The sequence below is a fragment of the Marinomonas gallaica genome, assembly GCF_001639745.1.
GTDB classification, from domain to species: Bacteria; Pseudomonadota; Gammaproteobacteria; order Pseudomonadales; family Marinomonadaceae; genus Marinomonas; species Marinomonas gallaica.
On record NZ_LTAX01000012.1, the window covers coordinates 81,328 to 101,506 of the forward strand.

At 49.5% G+C, this 20,179-nt stretch carries 19 protein-coding genes; 4 read left to right on the plus strand and 15 right to left on the minus strand.

Going from position 1 to position 20,179, the window contains the following annotated elements:
• Positions 1-10: 10 nt before the first annotated feature.
• From AYW76_RS12340 to uraD, 9 genes are all read right to left on the minus strand, one after another.
• Complete coding sequence (locus AYW76_RS12340; RefSeq protein WP_156489073.1) at positions 11-448, minus strand: hypothetical protein; 438 nt, start codon at positions 446-448, stop codon at positions 11-13.
• Between the two features lie 42 nt (positions 449-490).
• A complete protein-coding gene (locus tag AYW76_RS19675; protein WP_407943016.1) occupies positions 491-610 on the minus strand; it encodes a hypothetical protein in 120 nt (39 codons plus the stop codon).
• Between the two features lie 68 nt (positions 611-678).
• On the minus strand, positions 679-1,044 hold the full coding sequence (locus AYW76_RS12345; RefSeq protein ID WP_067220524.1) for an AraC family ligand binding domain-containing protein: 366 nt from the start codon (positions 1,042-1,044) through the stop codon (positions 679-681).
• 312 nt (positions 1,045-1,356) lie between these two features.
• Complete coding sequence (locus tag AYW76_RS12350; RefSeq protein WP_067220527.1) at positions 1,357-2,583, minus strand: allantoate amidohydrolase; 1,227 nt, start codon at positions 2,581-2,583, stop codon at positions 1,357-1,359.
• A complete protein-coding gene (locus AYW76_RS12355; RefSeq protein ID WP_067220530.1) occupies positions 2,580-3,830 on the minus strand; it encodes a pyridoxal-phosphate-dependent aminotransferase family protein in 1,251 nt (416 codons plus the stop codon). The genes AYW76_RS12350 and AYW76_RS12355 overlap by 4 nt, the downstream gene beginning before the upstream one ends.
• 9 nt (positions 3,831-3,839) lie before the next feature.
• Positions 3,840-4,658: a sulfite exporter TauE/SafE family protein gene (locus AYW76_RS12360; RefSeq protein WP_067220534.1), complete on the minus strand. Its 819-nt coding sequence runs from the start codon at positions 4,656-4,658 to the stop codon at positions 3,840-3,842.
• Positions 4,659-4,774: 116 nt separating this feature from the next.
• The gene (locus AYW76_RS12365; RefSeq protein ID WP_067220537.1) at positions 4,775-6,355 is read right to left on the minus strand and encodes a gamma-glutamyltransferase family protein; all 1,581 of its coding nucleotides are present in this window, start codon (positions 6,353-6,355) and stop codon (positions 4,775-4,777) included.
• Between the two features lie 3 nt (positions 6,356-6,358).
• Positions 6,359-7,531 carry an amidase gene (locus AYW76_RS12370; RefSeq protein WP_067220540.1) on the minus strand — a complete coding sequence of 391 codons (1,173 nt, stop codon included), beginning with the start codon at positions 7,529-7,531 and terminating at the stop codon, positions 6,359-6,361.
• A 92-nt stretch (positions 7,532-7,623) separates the two neighbouring features.
• Positions 7,624-8,163, minus strand: coding sequence for a 2-oxo-4-hydroxy-4-carboxy-5-ureidoimidazoline decarboxylase (uraD, locus tag AYW76_RS12375; protein WP_067220543.1), 540 nt, complete (start codon positions 8,161-8,163; stop codon positions 7,624-7,626).
• Positions 8,164-8,294: 131 nt separating this feature from the next.
• Here uraD and uraH point away from each other — a divergent pair, with 131 nt between their 5' ends.
• The 3 genes from uraH (at position 8,295) to AYW76_RS12395 (ending at position 11,453) form a co-directional block, all read left to right on the plus strand.
• Positions 8,295-8,651, plus strand: coding sequence for a hydroxyisourate hydrolase (gene uraH, locus AYW76_RS12380; protein WP_067220547.1), 357 nt, complete (start codon positions 8,295-8,297; stop codon positions 8,649-8,651).
• A 179-nt stretch (positions 8,652-8,830) separates the two neighbouring features.
• The gene (hpxO, locus tag AYW76_RS12385) at positions 8,831-9,985 is read left to right on the plus strand and encodes an FAD-dependent urate hydroxylase HpxO (RefSeq protein WP_067220550.1); all 1,155 of its coding nucleotides are present in this window, start codon (positions 8,831-8,833) and stop codon (positions 9,983-9,985) included.
• Between the two features lie 427 nt (positions 9,986-10,412).
• Positions 10,413-11,453: a glycosyltransferase family 9 protein gene (locus AYW76_RS12395; protein ID WP_067220553.1), complete on the plus strand. Its 1,041-nt coding sequence runs from the start codon at positions 10,413-10,415 to the stop codon at positions 11,451-11,453.
• A 75-nt stretch (positions 11,454-11,528) separates the two neighbouring features.
• On the opposite strand, the gene AYW76_RS12400 is transcribed toward AYW76_RS12395, so the two are convergent.
• The 5 genes from AYW76_RS12400 to hutU all read right to left on the minus strand — a co-directional run bounded on the left by AYW76_RS12400 (position 11,529) and on the right by hutU (position 17,716).
• A complete protein-coding gene (locus AYW76_RS12400) occupies positions 11,529-12,338 on the minus strand; it encodes a MurR/RpiR family transcriptional regulator (RefSeq protein ID WP_067220557.1) in 810 nt (269 codons plus the stop codon).
• 78 nt (positions 12,339-12,416) lie between these two features.
• Entirely contained in the window at positions 12,417-13,244 is an 828-nt protein-coding gene (hutG, locus tag AYW76_RS12405; RefSeq protein WP_067220561.1) for an N-formylglutamate deformylase, read from the minus strand.
• Positions 13,241-14,467: an imidazolonepropionase gene (gene hutI, locus AYW76_RS12410; RefSeq protein ID WP_067220565.1), complete on the minus strand. Its 1,227-nt coding sequence runs from the start codon at positions 14,465-14,467 to the stop codon at positions 13,241-13,243. Before hutI ends, hutG begins: the two co-directional genes overlap by 4 nt.
• 14 nt (positions 14,468-14,481) lie before the next feature.
• Positions 14,482-16,017: a histidine ammonia-lyase gene (hutH, locus tag AYW76_RS12415; RefSeq protein ID WP_067220568.1), complete on the minus strand. Its 1,536-nt coding sequence runs from the start codon at positions 16,015-16,017 to the stop codon at positions 14,482-14,484.
• Positions 16,018-16,030: 13 nt separating this feature from the next.
• Positions 16,031-17,716, minus strand: coding sequence for a urocanate hydratase (hutU, locus tag AYW76_RS12420; RefSeq protein ID WP_067220572.1), 1,686 nt, complete (start codon positions 17,714-17,716; stop codon positions 16,031-16,033).
• 288 nt (positions 17,717-18,004) lie between these two features.
• Between hutU and AYW76_RS12425 the strand changes: the two genes are divergently transcribed.
• On the plus strand, positions 18,005-19,402 hold the full coding sequence (locus AYW76_RS12425) for a formimidoylglutamate deiminase (protein WP_067220576.1): 1,398 nt from the start codon (positions 18,005-18,007) through the stop codon (positions 19,400-19,402).
• Here the strand turns inward: AYW76_RS12425 and hutC are convergent, their stop codons facing one another.
• Positions 19,403-20,158 (minus strand): histidine utilization repressor, encoded by a 756-nt coding sequence (gene hutC / locus AYW76_RS12430; protein WP_067094165.1) that lies wholly within the window; start codon positions 20,156-20,158, stop codon positions 19,403-19,405.
• Positions 20,159-20,179 lie beyond the last annotated feature (21 nt).

A 20,179-nucleotide genomic window follows, 5' to 3' on the forward strand; every position in this document is an offset into this window, starting at 1 on the left:
TGTGTAGCGCTTACTTATCTTCTTTAAGGTCAATGCCTTGTAAGGATTCGTTTAGGGTATTCGATAAGCAGTAGATAGTCGCGATACGCTGATTTTTGTTAGCCACGGTGACACCGGAGGTAAGTGGGAAACCTTCGGTCATACGGTCAACTGAATAAAAAACGGTGTAAGTAATAGCGCCGTTTGGCAGCGTAACTGAATAACCCATATAACGACCTATGCCTGGCCATTGCCATGTGGCAGCCGCTTCGCGAGGGACGGAGAGAGACAACTCAGGACGGTCTAAGTCACGGCCAAATGCGTACTTAATATGTTCACCAGCGTCTTCAACCAAGACCTGCTTACCGTTTGTTGTATCGCAGGAAAATATAACGTCGGCCGACACTAGCCCTGTGTATAGACCACTCGCTATTACCAGCGAGGCTTTCATGATTGCGCTTCTATCCATGTTCATACTCAAATACATTAGTGAAAGTGAGGGTTCAAGTACTTACTGTATAGACTCCAAAGCCGCTGTTCCAACATTTATAAAATCGAACACTTGCGCATAATAGCCCTGAGCAATGATAGAGCGGACAATATTAGGATCGATGTTTAAATAGTCATGCACCAACGCATTACGCAAGCCAATGACTTTGCGCCAGCGAATTGAATTGCATGGAGAAGGACTTACCGAACTTACAATGCTGAACCTTCAGGAAGGGTGACAAAGATTGAGTGGCGGATTTCGTTGTTCAAGGCTTTTGAACAATGGCCTTCGCCTTCGGTGTCTTCTAGCAGTAGCACATCTCCGCCTTTAAATTGACGGGTTTCACCGTTCGACACTTTAAACTCGCAGCTGCCTTTGATAATGAATAGCAACTGACGCTGTGGCGCTGGATGCCATTTAAAATCGTAGTCGGCTGGGGTTTCACGAAAGATCATTTCACCCGCGGAGAAACGCTCCGACAACATACCAATCGGCCCACCGTCACGGACATCGATATTCACTTCACCAAAATGGCTCTTGCCCTGATCGTCATTATAAATTCGAGTAAATTGCATCAAGTAATCCCTGTAAGTATTCAGGGGTCAGATCCCTTAAATCTGTCTTATTAATAAGCTTTCATGCGTTGAATTAGCGCAGACGCGGTCGAGGGACGAGAATTGCGCAAGCTAATTGAATTGCATGGACGCTTATACCCACAAAAGGGATCTGACCCCTTCATCTAATTGGCAAGCATCTATGCGTTCAATTGGTGCTGACGCGGTTGAGGAACGAGAATTGCGCAAGCCAATTGAATTGCATAGACGGGTGCATCAACGAGAGATAGGAAACTCCCCCAATGATTTTGTATGAATGCGTATCTGTAGAGCTTACTTCAAACTCTGCAGTGTATGGCTTAGTACGGCCAAGGTCGCACTCACATCTTCAGTTGTGATGGCTTCTGCTGGATGATGGCTGATTCCTTTATCACAACGCATAAACAGCATAGCAACAGGGCAGATGTCGGCCATGGCTACCGCATCGTGTCCAGCGCCAGAAAACAATGTATGCACACCAATACCCTGCGCTGCGATCGCGTTGCATAGTACGCTTTGCAGCTGGTCGTCACATTGCACAGCGTGTGCACTGTGGGTCGGTCTGTGCTCTAACGCCAGATTCCGTTTTGCTGCGATGTTGTCTAAGCGATCCATAATATCGGCAATGGCATCATCACGCTGAAAGTCTTGCGCACTGCGAACATCAAGTGAAAATACGGTTTTCCCCGAGATCACATTGACGCCGTTGGGCCTATTGCTGATCTGGCCAACGGTGGCGACTACACCATGTTCTTTAGCAACGCTTTCGACGGCTAAAATCATTTCGCTACTGGCCGCCAATGTATCCAGGCGCATGGGCATAGGAACGGTGCCTGCGTGACCCGCCATGCCAGTAACGGTAATCTCAAAACGTTTGGCGGCGGCAATCGCACTCACGACGCCGACGGGCAGATTTCTTTGTTCTAACACTGGGCCTTGCTCGATATGTAATTCAAGGTAACCCTTTAGATTTTCAGTTGCTATGGTGGCTTCAGAGACGTTATCGAAGCTCAGCCCAAAGTTTTCTAACGCTTGGGCGAGGCTGATGCCATCTTCATCTTGCAGGTCGGCCCAGCTTGCTGCCCATTGACCCGTTAATGCACGGCTGCCCAATAATGTGGAGCCAAAGCGTGTCCCTTCTTCATCGCCAAAGCCAACGATATCCAAGTGAAAGGGTAAACGAATGCCTTCTACATGGAGGGCTTCGATCAATGTGATAGGAGCGACCACACCCAACATGCCATCGTACTTACCGCCATTTGGTACGGTGTCGAGATGGCTCCCCATGATATAGCGGGGTGCATCGCTTTGCTCTGCTTCAAAGCGGCCCCAAATATTACCGGCTTGATCTTGCCAAGAACGCATGCCAGCGGCGGTCATCCATTTATCTATCAGTTGATTGGCTCTCTTGTGCTGCTCAGATAAATAGCGTCGGTCCAAATAATCGGGTGACTGACTTATTTTGCCAAGTGTTTCTAAACGTGCCATGACGGTTTGGCCGAGCGTCTGGAAGTCGATCATGACGTAGCCTTCTCTGTTGCCGCACTATGTTGAGCAGAGCTATAAACAGCTAGGGCCGTATCGACACCTGCACCATTAGGCAAGCCAAGACCTTGTCCACGCAATACCGTTTCCAGTGATTGCAGGGTATGGAGTACTGCATCTTGGCGTGCGTTATAACCCATCGTGCCAATGCGCCAAACTTTACCTTTCAATGGCCCGAAACTGGTGCCAATCTCGATATTAAAAATGTTCAGCAAGTCGTGGCGGACTTTCTCACCATCCACGTTGTCTGGGATAGACACACCGACCACGTTGCTCATCTTGTTGCTCAAGTCGCCATAAGGCTGTAAGCCCATTGCTTGAATACCTTGCAGCATGGCATTGCCCGCAAGCTGGTGGCGAGCAATCACCGTATCTTGTCCTTCCCGAAGCAGCTCGACAGCACACTGACGCGAACCAAATAACATCGTTGCCGCTTCGGTGTGATGGTTTAGACGCTCTTCCCCCCAGTAATCCATGATCATGCCAAGGTCAAAGTAGTTGGAACGAATCCGTGAACCTTTTGCGTCCTCGTGGTGGGCGTCTCGAATGCCTGCTTCGACATGGTGGCGTTGGCGCACAACCGATGCGAAGCGATCGTTGAAACTGACTGGCGCACTGCCAGATGGTCCACCAAGGCATTTTTGCAGACCCACGGAGACCGCATCGATCTGCCAAGCGTCCATATCAAACGGGTTACCGCCAATTGATGCTGTGGCATCGGTATACAGCAACACATCGTGTGCTCGACAAATACCACCTAGCTCGTGCAATGGCTGTAACATGGTGGTTGAAGTATCACCTTGTACGATCGCTAAGACTTTGGGTTGCACACGTTTGATGGCTTCTTCAATGTGTTGCGGGTCAAACACTTCGCCCCAAGGTACTTCGATCGTATGCACATCGGCGCCAGCGCGTTCTGCAATTTCCGTTAGCAGATGACCAAAGCGGCCAAAAATCGGCACAAGCACCTTATCGTTTGGCTCAAGCACCGATACCAGAGAGGCTTCAATGCCTGCACGAGAGGTACCATCGATGAGGAACGTTTGTTCGTTTTGTGTATTGAATACTTGGCGATACAACGCCATGACCTCATTCATGTAGCCAGTCATGGTTGGATCGTATTGCCCGACAAGCTGCGTCGACATGGCTTGCAGAACGCTCGGGTAGCAATTAATAGGGCCTGGGCCCATCAGCAAACGGGGTGGAAAGTGAAGAGGTTGCATGAGAGGCTCCTAAACTAAAGCTTGGTATAGCATTCTTAGACCGGTGAAGATCAGCACGACGGCAAAGACTTTTTTCAGCATGGCGGCGTTCAAACGTTGCGCAAGGCCTGCGCCAACGGGCGCAAACAATACGGTCAGCGGGATGATACAGGCTGCGCCGACTAGGTTTACTAAGCCAAATGTGCCGAATGGTGAATCGATAGGCGTTTGGCCCACAATAAGCATAGTGATGGCGGCAGGCAGTGAAATGATCAGACCAACTGCGGCGGCGGTACCTACTGCTCGGTGTGCGGGGTAATTACAAAACGTAAGCGTTGGTACGGTTAACGTACCGCCTCCGATGCCAACCATAGAGCTAAAGAAACCAATGCAAGCGGCGATGATTCCTTGCCCGCCTTTGCCCGGCAGGGATTGGAACATGGCGTCCTTCTTACCCAACAACATGTTTAAAGCGGATAACGTTGCGATGATACCGAACATCAAGGTTAACCATTGGCCTTCGACTTGCGTCACCACATAGCTGCCCACTAAGACACCTAGAAAGATAAAAACGCCCCAGAACTTCAGTAACTGAAAGTCCACATTGCCTTTAGCATGATGGGCGCGGATAGAGCTAATCGATGTTGGAATGATTGTTGCGAGCGACGTTGCGGTGGCCACTAGCATCGCTGTATCAGCGCTAACGCCGAGCCCTTGGTACAAAAAGAACAGTACTGGAACGATTACGATACCGCCGCCAACACCTAAAAGACCTGCCAAGATACCGGCAATTACACCTGTGCCCATCATGGCTAAAATCATGGAATAGTTTTCCATTATGAATGACATGTTTTGCTCTCTTTAACGTTAAATATGTTGTTGTGTTCTCGGAACAGCAACACCTTCTCGACTCGGCTTAGACGGCGCTTTCAGAATCAACTTCGATGCATCTCAGACCCAATGACTTAACCTGAGTGACTAGCCGAAGAAACCGCTAAGCCATCACTGCGTGGGTCGGTGGCGGCGTCGGTGTTGCCCTCAGGGAATGACACCACAGCGCCAGCATGGCCCATTAACTCATTGCAGGCAGGCACTTCAACAAGGTCGTGTCCACGAGTAATCAATGATTGTGCGGCATCGGCGGCGAGATCACTTTCCACTTTTAAATTGTGACTAACATCGCCCCAGGTGCGGCCAAGTAGCCAGCGCCCAGCCGCGATACTAATGTCTAAGGGCTGCTTGTGATACACGTAACGACTGAATAAAGCCGCTTGAGTTTGTGGTTGGCCTTCGCCACCCATGGTACCGTAGCTGATACGGCGTCCATCAGCTAGCTCTGCAAATGCAGGGTTTAGGGTATGAAAAGGCTTTAAATTGGGCTTAAGTTCCTGCAAGTTGCCTTTCTCAAGACTAAAGGACGATCCTCGGTTGTTCCAAACAATGCCTGTGCTTGGACTGACGATGCCACTGCCAAATTCCCAGAACAAACTTTGAATATAGCTTACTATTCTTCCTTCGTTGTCACAGCAGCCCATCCAAATGGTGTCGCCGTGTTTCGCTGGGTGTGGCCACGCTTGTGCTTGGTCGATTGCAATCTTGTCAGTCATCGTTGCGAGGTTTGCATCACTGAGTAAATCTTGCAGGTTAATACTCAGGCGCGCGGGATCTGTGACGTATTCGTTGCGAGCAATAAAGGCTTGTTTAGTGGCCTCAATCAAAAGATGTGCCATGTCGGTTTGGCCCCCATCGCCTAAGTGATGAATGCGATCGTACAAGGCCAAGATAATTAACGAGGCAATACCTTGGGTCGGCGCTGGCAGGTTGTAAAGTTTGCCAACGCTGGTTTCCACGCTTAATGGTGTTACTTGTTCGGCGCGGTAATCGTGAAAATCCGCCAAGCGAAGCGGTGAGCCAGCGGCTTCTAAATCGGCAGCGAGTTGCTCTGCGATCGAGCCGTGGTAGAAGTCATCAAGGCCTTGCTCTGCCAGATGCTTTAACGTATCAGCCAAAGTACTAAGCGTTAAGCAGTTGCCATGAGTCAGTGTATTACCTTGATCTAAGAACTGCGCAAAGCCTGGTAATGTTGCCAAGTCGTCATGCACTTTACGACTTGCTGATTGCAGACTTTCGGTAATCTCAATGCCATTTTTAGCGTGATCGATGGCATTTTTAAGAAGTTCGTTTAGAGGCTTGGGTGATTGCCAAAAGGCGCTGATGTCTAACGCTTTTTGCCAGCCGGCCACGGCTCCGGCCATCGTCACGGTGGCTTTGCCTCCGCGAGTTGGGATGGCATCGTCTTCTGCATAGAAATCCAGCGTGGCTCTTTGCGCCGCTTTACCCGATGCATCAATGCCAATCGGTGTTTTACCTGGCTCGCTGATCAGCCAAAATCCATCACCGCCCAGACCATTCATATGAGGGTAGACCACAGCAATTGTTGCGGCGGCAGCGACCATCGCTTCGATGGCAGTGCCACCTTGCTCAAGAATGGCTTGGCCTGCTTTGGTCGCCTCATGGTGCGGTGCGGTAAACGCGATAGAAGACATGTATTACTCCATTAATGTTTTGGCGAGGGCGATCAAACTAAGATCACTGCCTCGTGGGCCAATCAAAGACAGGCCACACGGTGCATTGTTGATCTCACAAACAGGTAAGTGCAATTGAGGAAGGCCGCACAGTCCGGCAATCGCTGTCAGCTCTAAAAGCTGGTTGCGATAGTCGGCTAACTCATTGTCTTGCATGGTTAACAGTGGAGAGCGACCCGGTGTGGTGGGCACTATCAAAACGGCACTTTCAAGCTGCTCATCGAGCCATGCTCGAAACTTGGCTTGTTGTGTTTTTGCTTGGGCAACGTCATCGGCGCTAATCGTTTTTGTCCATTCAAAACGGCTGGCAATGTCTGGTCCAAAGTCAGGATCGTTTTGTGTAATCCAGTCTCCGTGAGTTTGCCAAATTTCCGCCCCTTGCAAAGTGCGGAATGTGGTGCCGGTTTGCCAGTACATGGGATCAATTTCAAGATTTTGTTCAGTGCTAAGAAGGCCTTCCGCTTGCCAAATATCGAGCTGCGCTTGGAGCGCGTCTTTGTGTTCCACTTGACTGATTAAATCTTTCGCAATCAGTGTCTTAGTTAACTTGGTGGGCGGTGTTGGTAACAACACCTGAGCGACTTTTTCAAGCTCATCTAAGCGACGAGTCATAAAACCCACGGTATCGAACGATGGTGCTAACGCGACCATGTTGTCCATAGCTATGGCGCCATGGGTCGGGCGCAAACCGAACAGGCCGTTGTAGCTGGAAGGAACACGAATCGATCCACCCGTATCGGTGCCTAAACCAATGTCAGCAAAACCTTTTGCTACGGCCACCGCTGAACCAGAAGACGAACCACCCGGTAAGCGATCCGGTGTCACCGGGTTCTCGGGGGTGCCGTAATGGATATTTTGGCCGTTGAGGCTGTAAGCCAGTTCGTCGGTAATGGTTTTCCCGACAAACTGTGCGCCGGCTTGCAACAGCTTGATCACGCTTGAGGCCGTTTTGGTCGGTAAATCGTGAGTGGCTAACCAAGTCGGATTGCCCGCTGAAGTAGGTAAGCCTTGCATATGAAACAAGTCTTTCACCGCCAAACGCATTCCAGCCAACGGTTGCTCCGATGCAGCAGGGCAGCTTGGAAAGCTGGCCAGTGTCAGTCTTAAAAATGGGCTCGTGGTGATCGAATGCTGCATTGTTCGCTCCTTTGATTTGTTTATATGAAACAATCGTTTCCACTTCCTGTCAACTGAAACAAAAGAAACAATTTATGCACCAATTTTGGTCGTTATTCCCAGAAATACTCTGGTAAATCTTGCAGCCGGAAACCGGCAATTTTATGTACTTCGTTTAATGCATGACGGAACTCTTTTTCTGGTGCATTGGGCAGGCGAGTTTCAAACCCTTCAATGATTTGGTCCTTTGTCGCACCTCTGACCGCCATGATGAATGGAAAGCCGAATTTGTCTCGATAGCCTGTGTTCAGCGAGAGGAAATGCTCCAACTCGGATGGGCTTAAGCGATCTAACCCAGCGCCTGCTTGCTCATTACTGGAGGCATCGGTTAATTCCCCAGCCAGTGCGGCTTTACCCGCCAGATCAGGATGAGCGCGTAACAGTGCCAACTGTGTGCTGTGATCAGCCTGTTCAACAATGTCCTGCATGACTTGTGCCACTGAACATTGCAGCCCCTCTGGATGCGTTTTGAGCGCATCACGTTGCTCATAAAGTGCAGCAGCAACCCACTTGGAATGTTCATAAATGTCTTTTAAATGATTGATAAAGCTGTCTTTATCTTGCTCTAAAAGTGATTGCTTATGGTTACTCATTACATCTCCTTGTTGGTGTCTGGGGTGGATTTGTGATTAGCTGACAGTCACTTTTGATCGTAATCACTTGTCAGTGCAAGTGTTAATTTTCTGAATGGATAGTGGACATAGAGCTATTTTGAGGACTAAAAATGGGCTATTTAACGACACATATTTTGGATAATACGCGTGGCGTTGCAGCATCGGGCGTCATCATCGAACTGTACAAACTAGCAGAAGATGGCACGCGAAACTGGGTCGCTAAAACGATTTCAAATACTGATGGCCGTTGTGATGCGCCGCTGCTAGAAGGCGATGCTTTCCTTGCTGGGTGTTATGAATTGGCATTCTCGGTCGGTGACTACTTTGCTGCACAAGGGGTTGAATTACCTGAGCCTCGCTTTCTTGACGTGGTGGTATTACGCTTTGGTATAAGTGATGAAGACAGCCATTATCATGTGCCATTGTTGGTAACACCTTATTCTTACAGCACTTATCGAGGCAGTTAAGGCGCACGGCTTTGATTCAATGCACTAATTGAGTGCATTGTTTTTGTTCTTGAATCATTGAGTTTGACCACGTGGTCAATCAAATCCTTGCCGTCAAAGACGTTCCTAGGAATGTCTGTTTCGGGCACGGTTCTTGCGATGCGCTGTATAACGCAGTATTTGGACAGTGAGGTATCGTTATGAAAGCAATCATCATTGGTGCGGGCATCGGTGGTATGTCGGCCGCCGCAGCATTGGATCAGCAAGGCATTGAATGCGAGATCTATGAAGCCGTGAAAGAAATGAAACCGGTTGGTGCAGCGATTTCGGTTTGGTCCAATGGCGTAAAGTGTATGAATCACTTAGGTATGGGCCAAATCATGGACGATCTGGGGGGGCCGATGCATCACATGGCGTATCTTGAAGGCTTTAGTGGCGAGCAAATGACACAATTTAGCTTGGCGCCCTTAGTTGAAGAGGTGGGCGAACGACCATGTCCGGTCTCTCGTGCGGATCTGCAGTCTCGTATGATTGATTGGTGGGGGCGTCATAAGGTCCAGTTTGGTAGACGCCTAGAGAGTGTCAGCCAAAATGAACAAGGTGTTATCGCCACGTTTGCCGACGGCAGCTCAGCACAAGGAGACTTTATGATCGCCGCCGATGGCGCTCACTCTATCGCTCGTGACTATCTAATGGGCCATAAAGTGGAGCGACGCTACGCAGGCTATGTGAATTGGAACGGCTTAGTTGAGATCGATGAAAGCATCGCCCCTGCGGAGCAATGGACGATGTTTGTGGCAGATGGCAAGCGTGTCTCCGTCATGCCTATTGCCGATAACCGCTTCTACTTTTTCTTTGATGTGCCGCTTGAAAAAGGTTTGCCGCAAGATCGCTCGACCGTAATCAAAGACCTTAAAGGCTATTTTGAAGGGTGGGCTGAACCGGTCCAGCGCTTGATAGATGCCATTAACCCCGATACCACCAACCGTATTGAAATTCATGATGTTGACCCTTTTAGCCCGTTAGTGAAAGGGCGTGTTGCCTTGCTAGGTGATGCAGGTCATAGCACTACCCCTGATATAGGCCAAGGCGGTGGCGCAGCATTAGAAGATGCCGTGGTATTAGGACGCTGCTTTGCGGCCAGCTGTGATATCGAAGGAGCTTTGCGGTGTTACAACGATGCTCGTTTAGAGCGCGTAAAAGACTTAGTGCTTAAGGCGCGCAAGCGCTGTGAGGTGACACATGGCGTTAACCCTGATGAAACCAATGCGTGGTATGATGAATTACGTAATGAGAATGGCTCTGGTATCTTGAGCGGTTTGTCAAAAACGATTTTGGGTGGCCCATTAGGCTGAGTGATGGATTAATATCGCAGAAATAAGCCTTACCATTGGCTAGATGTGGATTAGGTCTAGTAAATATCTACCAATGAAGTATTTTATAAAGTATTCATTATTTTATTGGATCACTCCATGTGCAAAATTAAGTATCGTCTGTATTCGGCCGTTTTCAACTTCGCCAAATGTCGTCAAGGCGTTACTTCAATTGAGTATGCGGTCATGGCAGTTTTAATTGCTACCTTAGTTTCTGTTATCTTTAATACGGATAGTGGAGGTTTTCATGATGCTATGGAAGCTGCTAGAACTACTATAGTTAATGCACTATCTAGTTAGTCATAGTACGTTTTTTTCATATATGATGAAGGTGAAGATAGTTTTTGCTTCATCGCTGCTTATCAGTAAAATCCGTTTACCATTGTTTGTACCTATAACGGATTAACACATGACAAAACTCCCACCAGATCGTTTAAAGCATCTTTGGTTTGAACGTGGTGCGTATGCCAATAAAAAAGCACGCCATTTTTTGCGCGAAGAGTTTGATCCAAACGCGATCAAAAAAATTACTGTAATTCGTCATGCTGCGTTGGGTGATCAAGTGATCCTACGTCCCTTCTTAGTCGAAGCGCGCAAGTTCTTTCCGAATGCAGAAATTACCTTGGCGGCCGTTTCTAATTATCAATATGGAATGCCGGTCGATTTAGTGGATCATGTGAACATCATGCCTGGCACCGATAGGCGGAAAACCACAGGTAGCAAAGATAAACTTGCCTGTGTCAAAGCACTTGGTGAACAAGATCTCATGTTCGATCTCGCCAGCACCAATCGCTCCCATTGGATGATGGCGCTGGGCAAAGCAAAGCTTAAAATCGGTTTCCCCTACAATAGCTTGATGCGTAAGGTACTGTGTGATGTGGCGGTTTTTCGTTCTGATTTGCAACCTGAAGTTGAAGTGATGTTAGATATGCTGCGTATTTTAGGTCACACACCACCAAGACGTTTAGAGTTTGCCTACCCTGACCACCAAGTTGTTTGCGATAAGGACGCACCATTTATTTTGTACTTCAATGGTGCTTCGATGAAAAGCAAAATTCTGTCAAAAGAGCAGATGCGTGAAGTGGTGGAGCAGGGAATGGCTGCGTTACCAGACTACCTGCATGTGTATTTAGAAGGTAAGAATGACTTTGAAAAAGGTGAGTTTCTGGAAGACTTAACATCGAAAAGTAACTTCTCGATTCAGGCGTGTTTACCTCTAGATGACTTAGTGCTGAAAGTGGCTCAAGCGTCGTTACTTGTGGCGCCCGATACAGGGGTTCGAAATATCGCGATATCGACACATACGCCAACGGTAGGAATCTTCTATTTTACGGTACCTTACCGCTATACGCCGCTTTACGAATCACATCATATTGTCATGTGTGCTGATGCGAGTATTCCTTCAAGCTCAGAGGTTGTAGCCAGTATGGTCACTGCATTACAACATTAATTAAAACTGCAGAAATGGTTAAAAACCAATCTGTTTGAAGGTTGGTTTTTATTCGTAGTCATAGCACTTGGGCAGTTATTCCATCTCACCTAATTCATTGAAAAGCTGAGAAATCGCTTGGGTGCGATGGTGACCATTTTTGCCAATCAGGTCATATACGCGATTAGACAGCATCGACACCAAGCTCATTGGCGCTGCATAGCTGTAAAAAGGGTTGTCATTGCCCAAATGGCACACTAAAACTTGGCTGACTTGTTGATTGTACATTTGACCTGTGGGGTCCGTGATCAGAATCGTTTGATGCTCTTTCAGTACTTCGACGATTTTCTTAAAGACACGAGTACGGCGCTGGAAGCCAAATAACACAATCACTTCACCGTCTAAAATATCGTGTAAATCTTCCCCTAATGTCTGCCCTGGTTGAGGCAGTAAGCGGATAGACGGTCGAATCTGCTGTAACTGCTGGCGAAAGTGCAAGGCCACGGGATAAGAGTTACGAAAGCCAATCAACGTAACACGGCTGGCGTTCGCTAATTGAGCGCACACGTCATTGAGTATATCGGCATGCAATCCTTCGAAAGTCAGTGATAAATTTTTTAATTCTTCAGCGGTTTGATCTATTGAGTTGTCTTGAGTTAAAACAGGCACTCCGTTCTGACGCAATTGTAATTGCGCCTGTTTAGCATCTTGTTGAGACTCAAAACCTAATTGACGAAAGAAGCGGCTGACCGTGGCTTTAGAGGTATGCGTATGTTCGGCAATCTCGGCCGATGTTTGGCTAACAATCGCTAGCGGGTGCTGCTGCAAGTAATTTGCGATGCTACGCGCTGAAGGCGATAAGGTCGGATAGTTTTGCTCGATTAAAGAAAGAACATCTTGCTTCACGTGTTGTATCGCCTTAGTAGATCAATGTATGACGTATAAGGTAATCTAAAGCGGGCTAGCGTGCCAACGTTGAATGTTTTAAATAGCGTCGAACCTTGTCCCTAAACATGCCTCAATAACCCTTTTAAGCTGTTTCTGTATGTCCGGCAGTTTTGCGTTATCCAGATGGTAAATGCTCTGTGCAGCCTGCTCTTCATTGAGGTAAGTTGCTTGTGATAATTCTAACTGAATCGCGTGGATGCCTTGCTCCGGTTGGCCGAAGTGTCGAGTAATGTAACCGCCTTTGAAGCGCCCATTAGAGACAACGGAGTAATTTGGATCAATGGTGTCGAGTACCGCGTCGAGTAGGGCTTGATCACAGGATGCGCCTTGGTTGGTGCCCCAGTTGAAATCAGGCAGTGTCCCTTCAAACAGCATGGGGACTTGGGCGGCAATGCTGTGAGCATCGAACAAGATGGCGTAGCCGAACTTGGCTTTCAATCGTGCCAGCTCCATGGCGATTGAGGTGTGGTATAGCTGCCAAATATGTTCTTTAAACTCTGCTCGCTGAGCCTCTGTTGGGCTTTTATGGGCTTCGAAGATGGGTTGCTCGTCAAATAAAATATTCGGAAACAGCCCCGTCGTTTTACTTTGGTACAGGGGTTTGTCATCAAGCGGTCGGTTAAGATCAATGACATAGCGAGAATAGTTGGCTTTGATGACACCGACACCTAAAGACTCTAAAAAGCCATACAGCTCAGGGATATACCAATCCGTATCAGGCAGTTTTTTAGCTTGTTCTGTTAACCCATCGACAATGCTATTTGGCACTTCTAACCCCGAGTGCGGCATGCTAACAAGCAGAGGGGTTTCGCTTTGGCGAAACTCAAATGGCGCATGGTCGAGCGTTGAACTGAATGGTGTCATGAGCTAATGATTCCCTGTTGAATACGTTGTTTCACGAGATCGCCTCCTAACCAATAGCTCAATTCCCCCGGACTTTCTACATCCCAGCAAATAAAATCGGCTACTTTCCCCATTTCTAACGATCCATGCGTGTGCGCCATACCCAAAGCGTTGGCGGCGTTCAAGGTGGTGCCAGCCAAGGCTTCTTCGGGTGTCATGCCAAACAGTGTACAGGCCATGTTCATCATTAAGCGCAATGACAGCGCAGGCGAGGTGCCTGGGTTGGAATCGGTGGCAATGGCAATTTTGACACCGTGCTCACGCAGCAAGCTCATTGGCGGTCGTTGGGTTTCTTTTAGCGTATAGAACGCACCAGGCAATAACACCGCCACAGTACCGGCGCTGGCCATGGCTTTGACATCGTCTTCAGTGATAAATTCCAGATGGTCGGCGGATAACGCTTGATACCTCGCAGCCATGGTACTACCGCCTAGGGCTGACAATTGTTCCGCATGGAGTTTAACCGGCAAGCCTAATTTACCTGCCGTTTGAAAGTAACGCTCGACTTGCTCGGGACTGAACGCAATGTGCTCGCAAAAAGCGTCGACGGCATCGGCCATGCCCAACGTGGCGACCTTCGGCAACACCTCATGACAGAGATAATCAATGTAGCGATCTTTGTCATCAAACTCTGGGGGCATGGCATGGGCTGCCAAGCAGGTACGCTTGATCGTGACGGGCAGTTCATTGCCTAATGTGGTTGCGACACGCAGCATTTTTAGCTCGCTTTCAAGGGACAAGCCATAGCCGGATTTGATCTCAACCGTGGTGACGCCATCTCGCATTAAGCTTTGCAAGCGACGTTTACTACTGGCCGCCAAGTCTGCTTCACTGGCGGCGCGCGTAGCACTAACGGAAGCCGCAATGCCGCCTCCTTGGGCGGCAATGTCTTGATAGCTGACACCGTTTAAGCGTTGTTCAAATTCACCCGCACGATTGCCACCAAATACTAGGTGTGTGTGGCAGTCGATTAGCCCAGGCGTGACCCAGCACCCTGCCATATCGTGCTCTTGCTGAGTCTGGTAACGCGGCAACTGATCGTCGGGGCCAATCCACGCAATACGGCCGCCGTGAACACCGATGGCGGCGTTTTCTATCGTACTGTATTGACCGTCTTTCATGGTCGCGACATGCACGCCGCGCCATAAACTGTCGAGCTGCATGAGGTCGTCCGATTGCGTCATGTGGGCTCCTTAGATCAATGCAAACTTGGCAGTAAACCCTCAGGCATACTGTCATTGTGAGTCGCTTCTTTAAGCAAGTTATTCGCCTTTTCAATATCGGGTGCGAAGTAGCGGTCTTTATCGTAGAACGGTACGCGTGCTCTTAACGTAGCGCGTGCCAGCTCCAGTCGTTCTGATGACTTTAACGGCGCGCGAAAATCCAACCCCTGCACCGCGGATAAGATTTCCACCGCGAGAATGCCACGGGTGTTTTCCGACATGTCGTTTAATCGACGCGCGGCAAACGTCGCCATGGACACATGGTCTTCTTGGTTAGCAGAGGTCGGTAGACTGTCGACCGACGCAGGGTGGGCATAGGTTTTGTTCTCACTGGCCAATGCCGCGGCGGTGACTTGGGCGATCATAAAACCTGAGTTAACGCCGCCATTATCGACCAAGAACGGTGGCAATTTGCTTAGATTGCTGTCGATCAGCAGCGCCATGCGACGCTCAGACAAGCTGCCAATCTCGGCGATGGCTAACGCGAGATTGTCGGCGGCCATGGCCACGGGTTCGGCATGGAAATTCCCCCCAGAAATAATGTCACCTTCAGCGGCAAATACTAACGGGTTATCCGAGACAGAGTTGGCTTCTACGCACAGCACGTTGGCAGCACTGCGGATTTGTTCTAAGCACGCGCCCATAACTTGTGGCTGACAGCGCAACGAGTAGGGGTCTTGGACTTTCTCACAGCCCACATGGGAATCACCCAGCTCGCTCGTTTCGCCCAATAGATGGCGATAAGCGGCCGCGGCGTCGATCTGTGTTTGATGGCCTCGCACTTGATGAATACGGTCGTCAAATGGGCTACGGCTGCCGAGTGCGGCTTCCACGGTTAAAGCACCACACACGGTAGCCGAAGCAAACAAATCTTCGGCTTGGAACAGACCTTCTAAGGCAAACGCGGTGGACGCTTGGGTGCCGTTCAGCAGTGCTAGACCTTCTTTCGGGGCTAAGGTAATGGGTTCTAATCCGGCAATGGCGAGCGCCGCTTTACCCGATAGGATTTCGCCTTGGTAACGGGCTTGGCCTTCACCCAGTAGCACCGTGCTCATATGCGCCAATGGTGCTAGGTCACCGGACGCGCCCACGGAGCCTTTTTTCGGAATACACGGATACACTTGTTTATTGATCAAGGTGATCAAGGCTTCAATCACACTTAAACGGATGCCCGAGAAACCACGTGCTAGGCTGTTTACTTTAAGTGCCATGATCAGCTTAACCGTTTGATCGTCCATCAGTGCGCCGATGCCAGCGGCGTGGGACAACACGATGCTGCGTTGCAGCTCGTCTAAATCTTCTGGGGCGATGCGGGTATTGGCCAGTAAGCCAAAGCCTGTGTTAATGCCATAAACCGTGCGGTTTTCCGCGATCACATCGTTGACCACTTGGGTGCTGGCATTAATCGCCGGAAGAGCGCTTTCGTCCAATTGTATCTTGACTGAACGGCGGCTGATTTGGCGCAAATCGTTTAGGCTTAACTTGCCCGGTTGTAAGGTTAATTCAAACATGGTCTACCTCGAATTATTGGCCAGTGATCATTGGCAAGTTAAGGTGTTGTTCTTTGGCGCAGTCGATGGCAATGTCATAGCCTGCGTCGGCATGACGCATAACGCCTGTTGCTGGGTCGTTGTGCAGTACACGCGCAATGCGTTCAGCGGCATCGTCGCTGCCATCACAGACAATCACCATACCGGAGTGTTGTGAGAAGCCCATACCCACGCCACCACCGTGATGCAACGACACCCATGTGGCGCCAGAAGCGGTATTCAAAAGCGCGTTTAATAGCGGCCAATCTGATACCGCGTCGGAGCCATCTTGCATGCCTTCGGTTTCACGGTTTGGACTGGCAACAGACCCTGAGTCTAGGTGGTCTCGGCCAATCACGATAGGCGCAGACAATTCACCACTGCGTACCATTTCATTAAAAGCGAGGCCAAGTTTGGCCCGTTGTCCCAGTCCGACCCAACAAATACGGGCTGGCAGACCTTGGAATTGAATGCGTTCGCGCGCCATATCAAGCCAGTGATGCAAATGCTCATCGTCAGCGATCAGTTCTTTTACTTTGGCGTCAGTTTTATAAATGTCTTCGGGATCGCCTGACAGTGCCGCCCAACGGAACGGGCCAATGCCGCGACAGAATAAGGGACGAATGTAAGCGGGCACAAAGCCCGGGAAATCAAACGCGTTTTCGACGCCTTCTTCCATCGCCATTTGACGAATGTTGTTGCCGTAATCAAATGTTGGTACGCCCATTTTTTGGAAATCCAACATGGCTTGTACGTGTTTCGCCATGGATTTTTTCGCAGCGGTGACGATTTCCTTAGGCTGTGTTTGTGCTTTATCGCGGTACTCTTTCCAGCTCATACCAATCGGTAAATAACCATTAAGCGGATCGTGCGCGGACGTTTGGTCGGTCACCATATCAGGTCGAATACCACGCTTGACCATCTCTGGCAGAATATCGGCAGCGTTACCACAGAGGGCGATCGACACCGCTTTACCTTCGGCCGTGTATTGCTTAATGCGTGCCATGGCATCGTCTAAATCGGTCGCTTGCTCGTCCACATAACGAGTGCGTAAGCGGAAGTCGATACGGCTTTGCTGACATTCGATGTTCAATGAACAGGCACCCGCCAAGGTGGCGGCAAGGGGCTGTGCGCCGCCCATGCCGCCTAAGCCTGCGGTCAGTACCCAGCGACCTGCAAGTTTACCATCATAATGCTGGCGACCTGCTTCCACGAACGTTTCATAGGTGCCTTGCACAATGCCTTGGCTGCCAATGTAAATCCAAGAGCCCGCCGTCATTTGACCGTACATCGCCAAACCTTTGGCGTCGAGTTCGTTGAAATGTTCCCAATTAGCCCAGTGGGGCACCAAGTTAGAGTTCGCAATCAAAACGCGCGGAGCGTTGCTGTGGGTTTTGAATACGCCTACCGGCTTGCCCGACTGAACCAGCAAGGTTTCGTCTTCTTCTAGTTCGGTGAGGGATTCAACGATTTTATCGTAACTTTCCCAATTACGTGCGGCGCGGCCAATGCCACCATAGACCACCAACTCTTCTGGGTTCTCCGCCACATCTGGATCTAGGTTATTCATTAACATGCGCAGTGGCGCTTCGGTGAGCCACGATTTAGCGGTTAACTGGGTGCCGGTAGCGGCTTTGATCACGCCAGAGCGATGACGGGTATGATGATTAGGTTGTGACATGAACCACTCCTACAATGAATACGGCTGTTTAATTGTTATTAGATGTATATACAAGCTTGTATTGAAATTAGTGCTTTTAAGGGAGGTATGCAAGTATTTCACGGACATTTTTTATGAATAAATGAGCTATTCATCAATGTTAAACGTAATTTTTTAGGTTTATTTCAAATAAAACAAACAGTTATAATTTTAGCTGGGGATTTATATTCATAGGATGCTTTTGTTTTACTTGTATATACATTAAATGCTCTATTACACTCTTTCTTATCGCTTTTATTGGACAGGATTATGATCGAGACGAAAACCAAGCCTACAAAGAGTGACCTGTACTTCGCTAAGCGTGCCTGGTTGGCGACCGGATGGGCAAACAATGTTGTGTTGGACGTTCAGGCGGGGGTTATCCGTTCGGTGCAATCCGATCAAAAATGTCCGGCAGACGCGACGCTTCTCTCAGGTCCGGTATTACCAACAGTGGCCAATGTGCATTCACACGCCTTTCAGCGGGTGATGGCGGGGGCCGCTGAAGTCTGCTTGAATCCGAATGATAGTTTTTGGAGCTGGCGTGATCTGATGTACAAGGTCGTGCAAAAGCTAACACCTGAAGACGCGCGCATTATCGCCAAGCAGCTCTATATTGATATGCTCAAAGCGGGTTACTCCCAAGTCGGGGAGTTTCATTATCTGCATCATCAAGCCGGTGGCACGCCGTATCATGATCCCACTGAAATGGCACAACAACTGCTCTTCGCCGCGAACGATTCAGGCATCGGGTTGACCTTGCTGCCTGTGCTTTACAGTCATTCAGGTTTCGGCGCTCAAGCGCCAACGTCTGGGCAAGCGCGTTTTATTCATTCCACCGATGCCTATTTAGCGTTATATCAAGCCTGTGACGCTTTGCTGATCGCGCAACCGCAGCATCAATTGGGCGTCTGTTTCCACTCATTAAGGGCGGTGACACAGACGCAAATTGAAACAGTGCTACAGGCCACACCAGAACAGGCTCGTGTGCATATCCACATCGCCGAACAACAAAAAGAAGTGCAAGACTGCGTTCAATGGAGCGGCCAGCGCCCTGTGGCGTGGCTGCAAGAGCACATTGGTTTAAATAGCCGTTGGTGCCTAGTGCATGCCACCCATTTGGATGACAGCGAGTTACAGGCGATTGCGCGCTCAAACGCCGTCGCTGGTTTGTGTCCGACCACGGAAGCGAATCTTGGCGATGGCATTTTTCCCGGGGTGGCGTTTGAGCAGGCTGGCGGTCGCTGGGGAATTGGCTCTGACAGCCATGTGAGTTTGTCGATCGTGGAAGAGTTACGCACTTTGGAATACAGCCAGCGTTTGCGTGATCAACAACGTAACCGATTGTATCGCGTCACCCAGCCACACGTTGGCGATTACTTATTTGACCAAGCCTTACACGGCGGCAACCAAGCCTGTGACGTGACGCTTGGATTACAGACAGGGAGTCGGGCGGACTTTATGGTGCTGGATGACACGCATCCGTTTATCGCCGCCAGTGAATCGCACGATCTGCTTAACCGCTGGCTATTTGCCTGCCAAGACAATGTTATCAAAGATGTGTTTGTCTTCGGTAAGCAGGTGGTAAAAGACTTTCACCATGAACAAGAAGCGGAGAGTCGTCGCGATTTCGCTAACGTTATTAAAAGCGTGATATACGATGCTTAACTAGCGTCCAAAATGGCCAAACAGCTGGAAACGTGAGCCAGGGTGCAATAAGCGTGTGGCGGTGACGATATCATCGCCCGCCCAAGTGCGTCGTTGAATTTGCAAGCAGGGTTCGCTTGTTTCAATCTGCAAATGTTGGCTTTCTTCTTTGCTGGGCATCACGGCTTCGACCAAATGTTCTCCTTCCGTCATGGGGGCGACGCTCATGAGATACTCGTAGGCGGTGTGCTGAGTGAAATCTTGCGTAGGGTAGTCCGGCGCCATCAACGCATTGACGACGCGCTCTTCGATCTGGATGGGCAAATCGTTTTCAAAATGCAGCACTGCGGAGCGAAAGATAGCGTGACCAGTCCGTAGTCCAAGCATCATGGCTTCTTCGACAGTCGCCTTGCCAGACTCCAGCAACAGCAGTGTCATATGATGCTGATTGCCACGTTCACGGATCTCTTCAGCGATGTTATGCACTTCAAATAAGGCCGAATGCGCCTTTTTCTCCGCCACAAACGTGCCTAAGCCTTGCTGACGCGTAAGAATGCCTTCTGCCGTCAGCTCACGCAGAGCACGGTTAACCGTCATGCGGCTAACGCCTAAACCCTGCACGAATTCCGCTTCGGATGGCACACGTTGTTTTGCCTTCCAATGGCCGCTTTGAATGCGTTGAATGATCGCGTGTTTCAAGCGCGCATAAATCGGCTGCGGCGTATCGTCCAAGCCATCGAATAAATGCTCAAGTAACGGGTTTTCAGGTTTCGACACAGTGCGCTATCCAAGAATCCA

What these genes read in the sequence shown, in the direction of transcription:
- AYW76_RS12340 (WP_156489073.1), bottom strand. Translation starts at nt 448, where the DNA reads ATGGATAGAAGCGCAATCATGAAAGCCTCGCTGGTAATAGCGAGTGGT.
- AYW76_RS12345 (WP_067220524.1), bottom strand. Translation starts at nt 1,044, where the DNA reads ATGCAATTTACTCGAATTTATAATGACGATCAGGGCAAGAGCCATTTT.
- AYW76_RS12350 (WP_067220527.1), bottom strand. Translation starts at nt 2,583, where the DNA reads ATGATCGACTTCCAGACGCTCGGCCAAACCGTCATGGCACGTTTAGAA.
- AYW76_RS12355 (WP_067220530.1), bottom strand. Translation starts at nt 3,830, where the DNA reads ATGCAACCTCTTCACTTTCCACCCCGTTTGCTGATGGGCCCAGGCCCT.
- AYW76_RS12360 (WP_067220534.1), bottom strand. Translation starts at nt 4,658, where the DNA reads ATGTCATTCATAATGGAAAACTATTCCATGATTTTAGCCATGATGGGC.
- AYW76_RS12365 (WP_067220537.1), bottom strand. Translation starts at nt 6,355, where the DNA reads ATGTCTTCTATCGCGTTTACCGCACCGCACCATGAGGCGACCAAAGCA.
- AYW76_RS12370 (WP_067220540.1), bottom strand. Translation starts at nt 7,531, where the DNA reads ATGCAGCATTCGATCACCACGAGCCCATTTTTAAGACTGACACTGGCC.
- uraD (WP_067220543.1), bottom strand. Translation starts at nt 8,163, where the DNA reads ATGAGTAACCATAAGCAATCACTTTTAGAGCAAGATAAAGACAGCTTT.
- uraH (WP_067220547.1), top strand. Translation starts at nt 8,295, where the DNA reads ATGGGCTATTTAACGACACATATTTTGGATAATACGCGTGGCGTTGCA.
- hpxO (WP_067220550.1), top strand. Translation starts at nt 8,831, where the DNA reads ATGAAAGCAATCATCATTGGTGCGGGCATCGGTGGTATGTCGGCCGCC.
- AYW76_RS12395 (WP_067220553.1), top strand. Translation starts at nt 10,413, where the DNA reads ATGACAAAACTCCCACCAGATCGTTTAAAGCATCTTTGGTTTGAACGT.
- hutG (WP_067220561.1), bottom strand. Translation starts at nt 13,244, where the DNA reads ATGACACCATTCAGTTCAACGCTCGACCATGCGCCATTTGAGTTTCGC.
- hutI (WP_067220565.1), bottom strand. Translation starts at nt 14,467, where the DNA reads ATGACGCAATCGGACGACCTCATGCAGCTCGACAGTTTATGGCGCGGC.
- hutH (WP_067220568.1), bottom strand. Translation starts at nt 16,017, where the DNA reads ATGTTTGAATTAACCTTACAACCGGGCAAGTTAAGCCTAAACGATTTG.
- hutU (WP_067220572.1), bottom strand. Translation starts at nt 17,716, where the DNA reads ATGTCACAACCTAATCATCATACCCGTCATCGCTCTGGCGTGATCAAA.
- AYW76_RS12425 (WP_067220576.1), top strand. Translation starts at nt 18,005, where the DNA reads ATGATCGAGACGAAAACCAAGCCTACAAAGAGTGACCTGTACTTCGCT.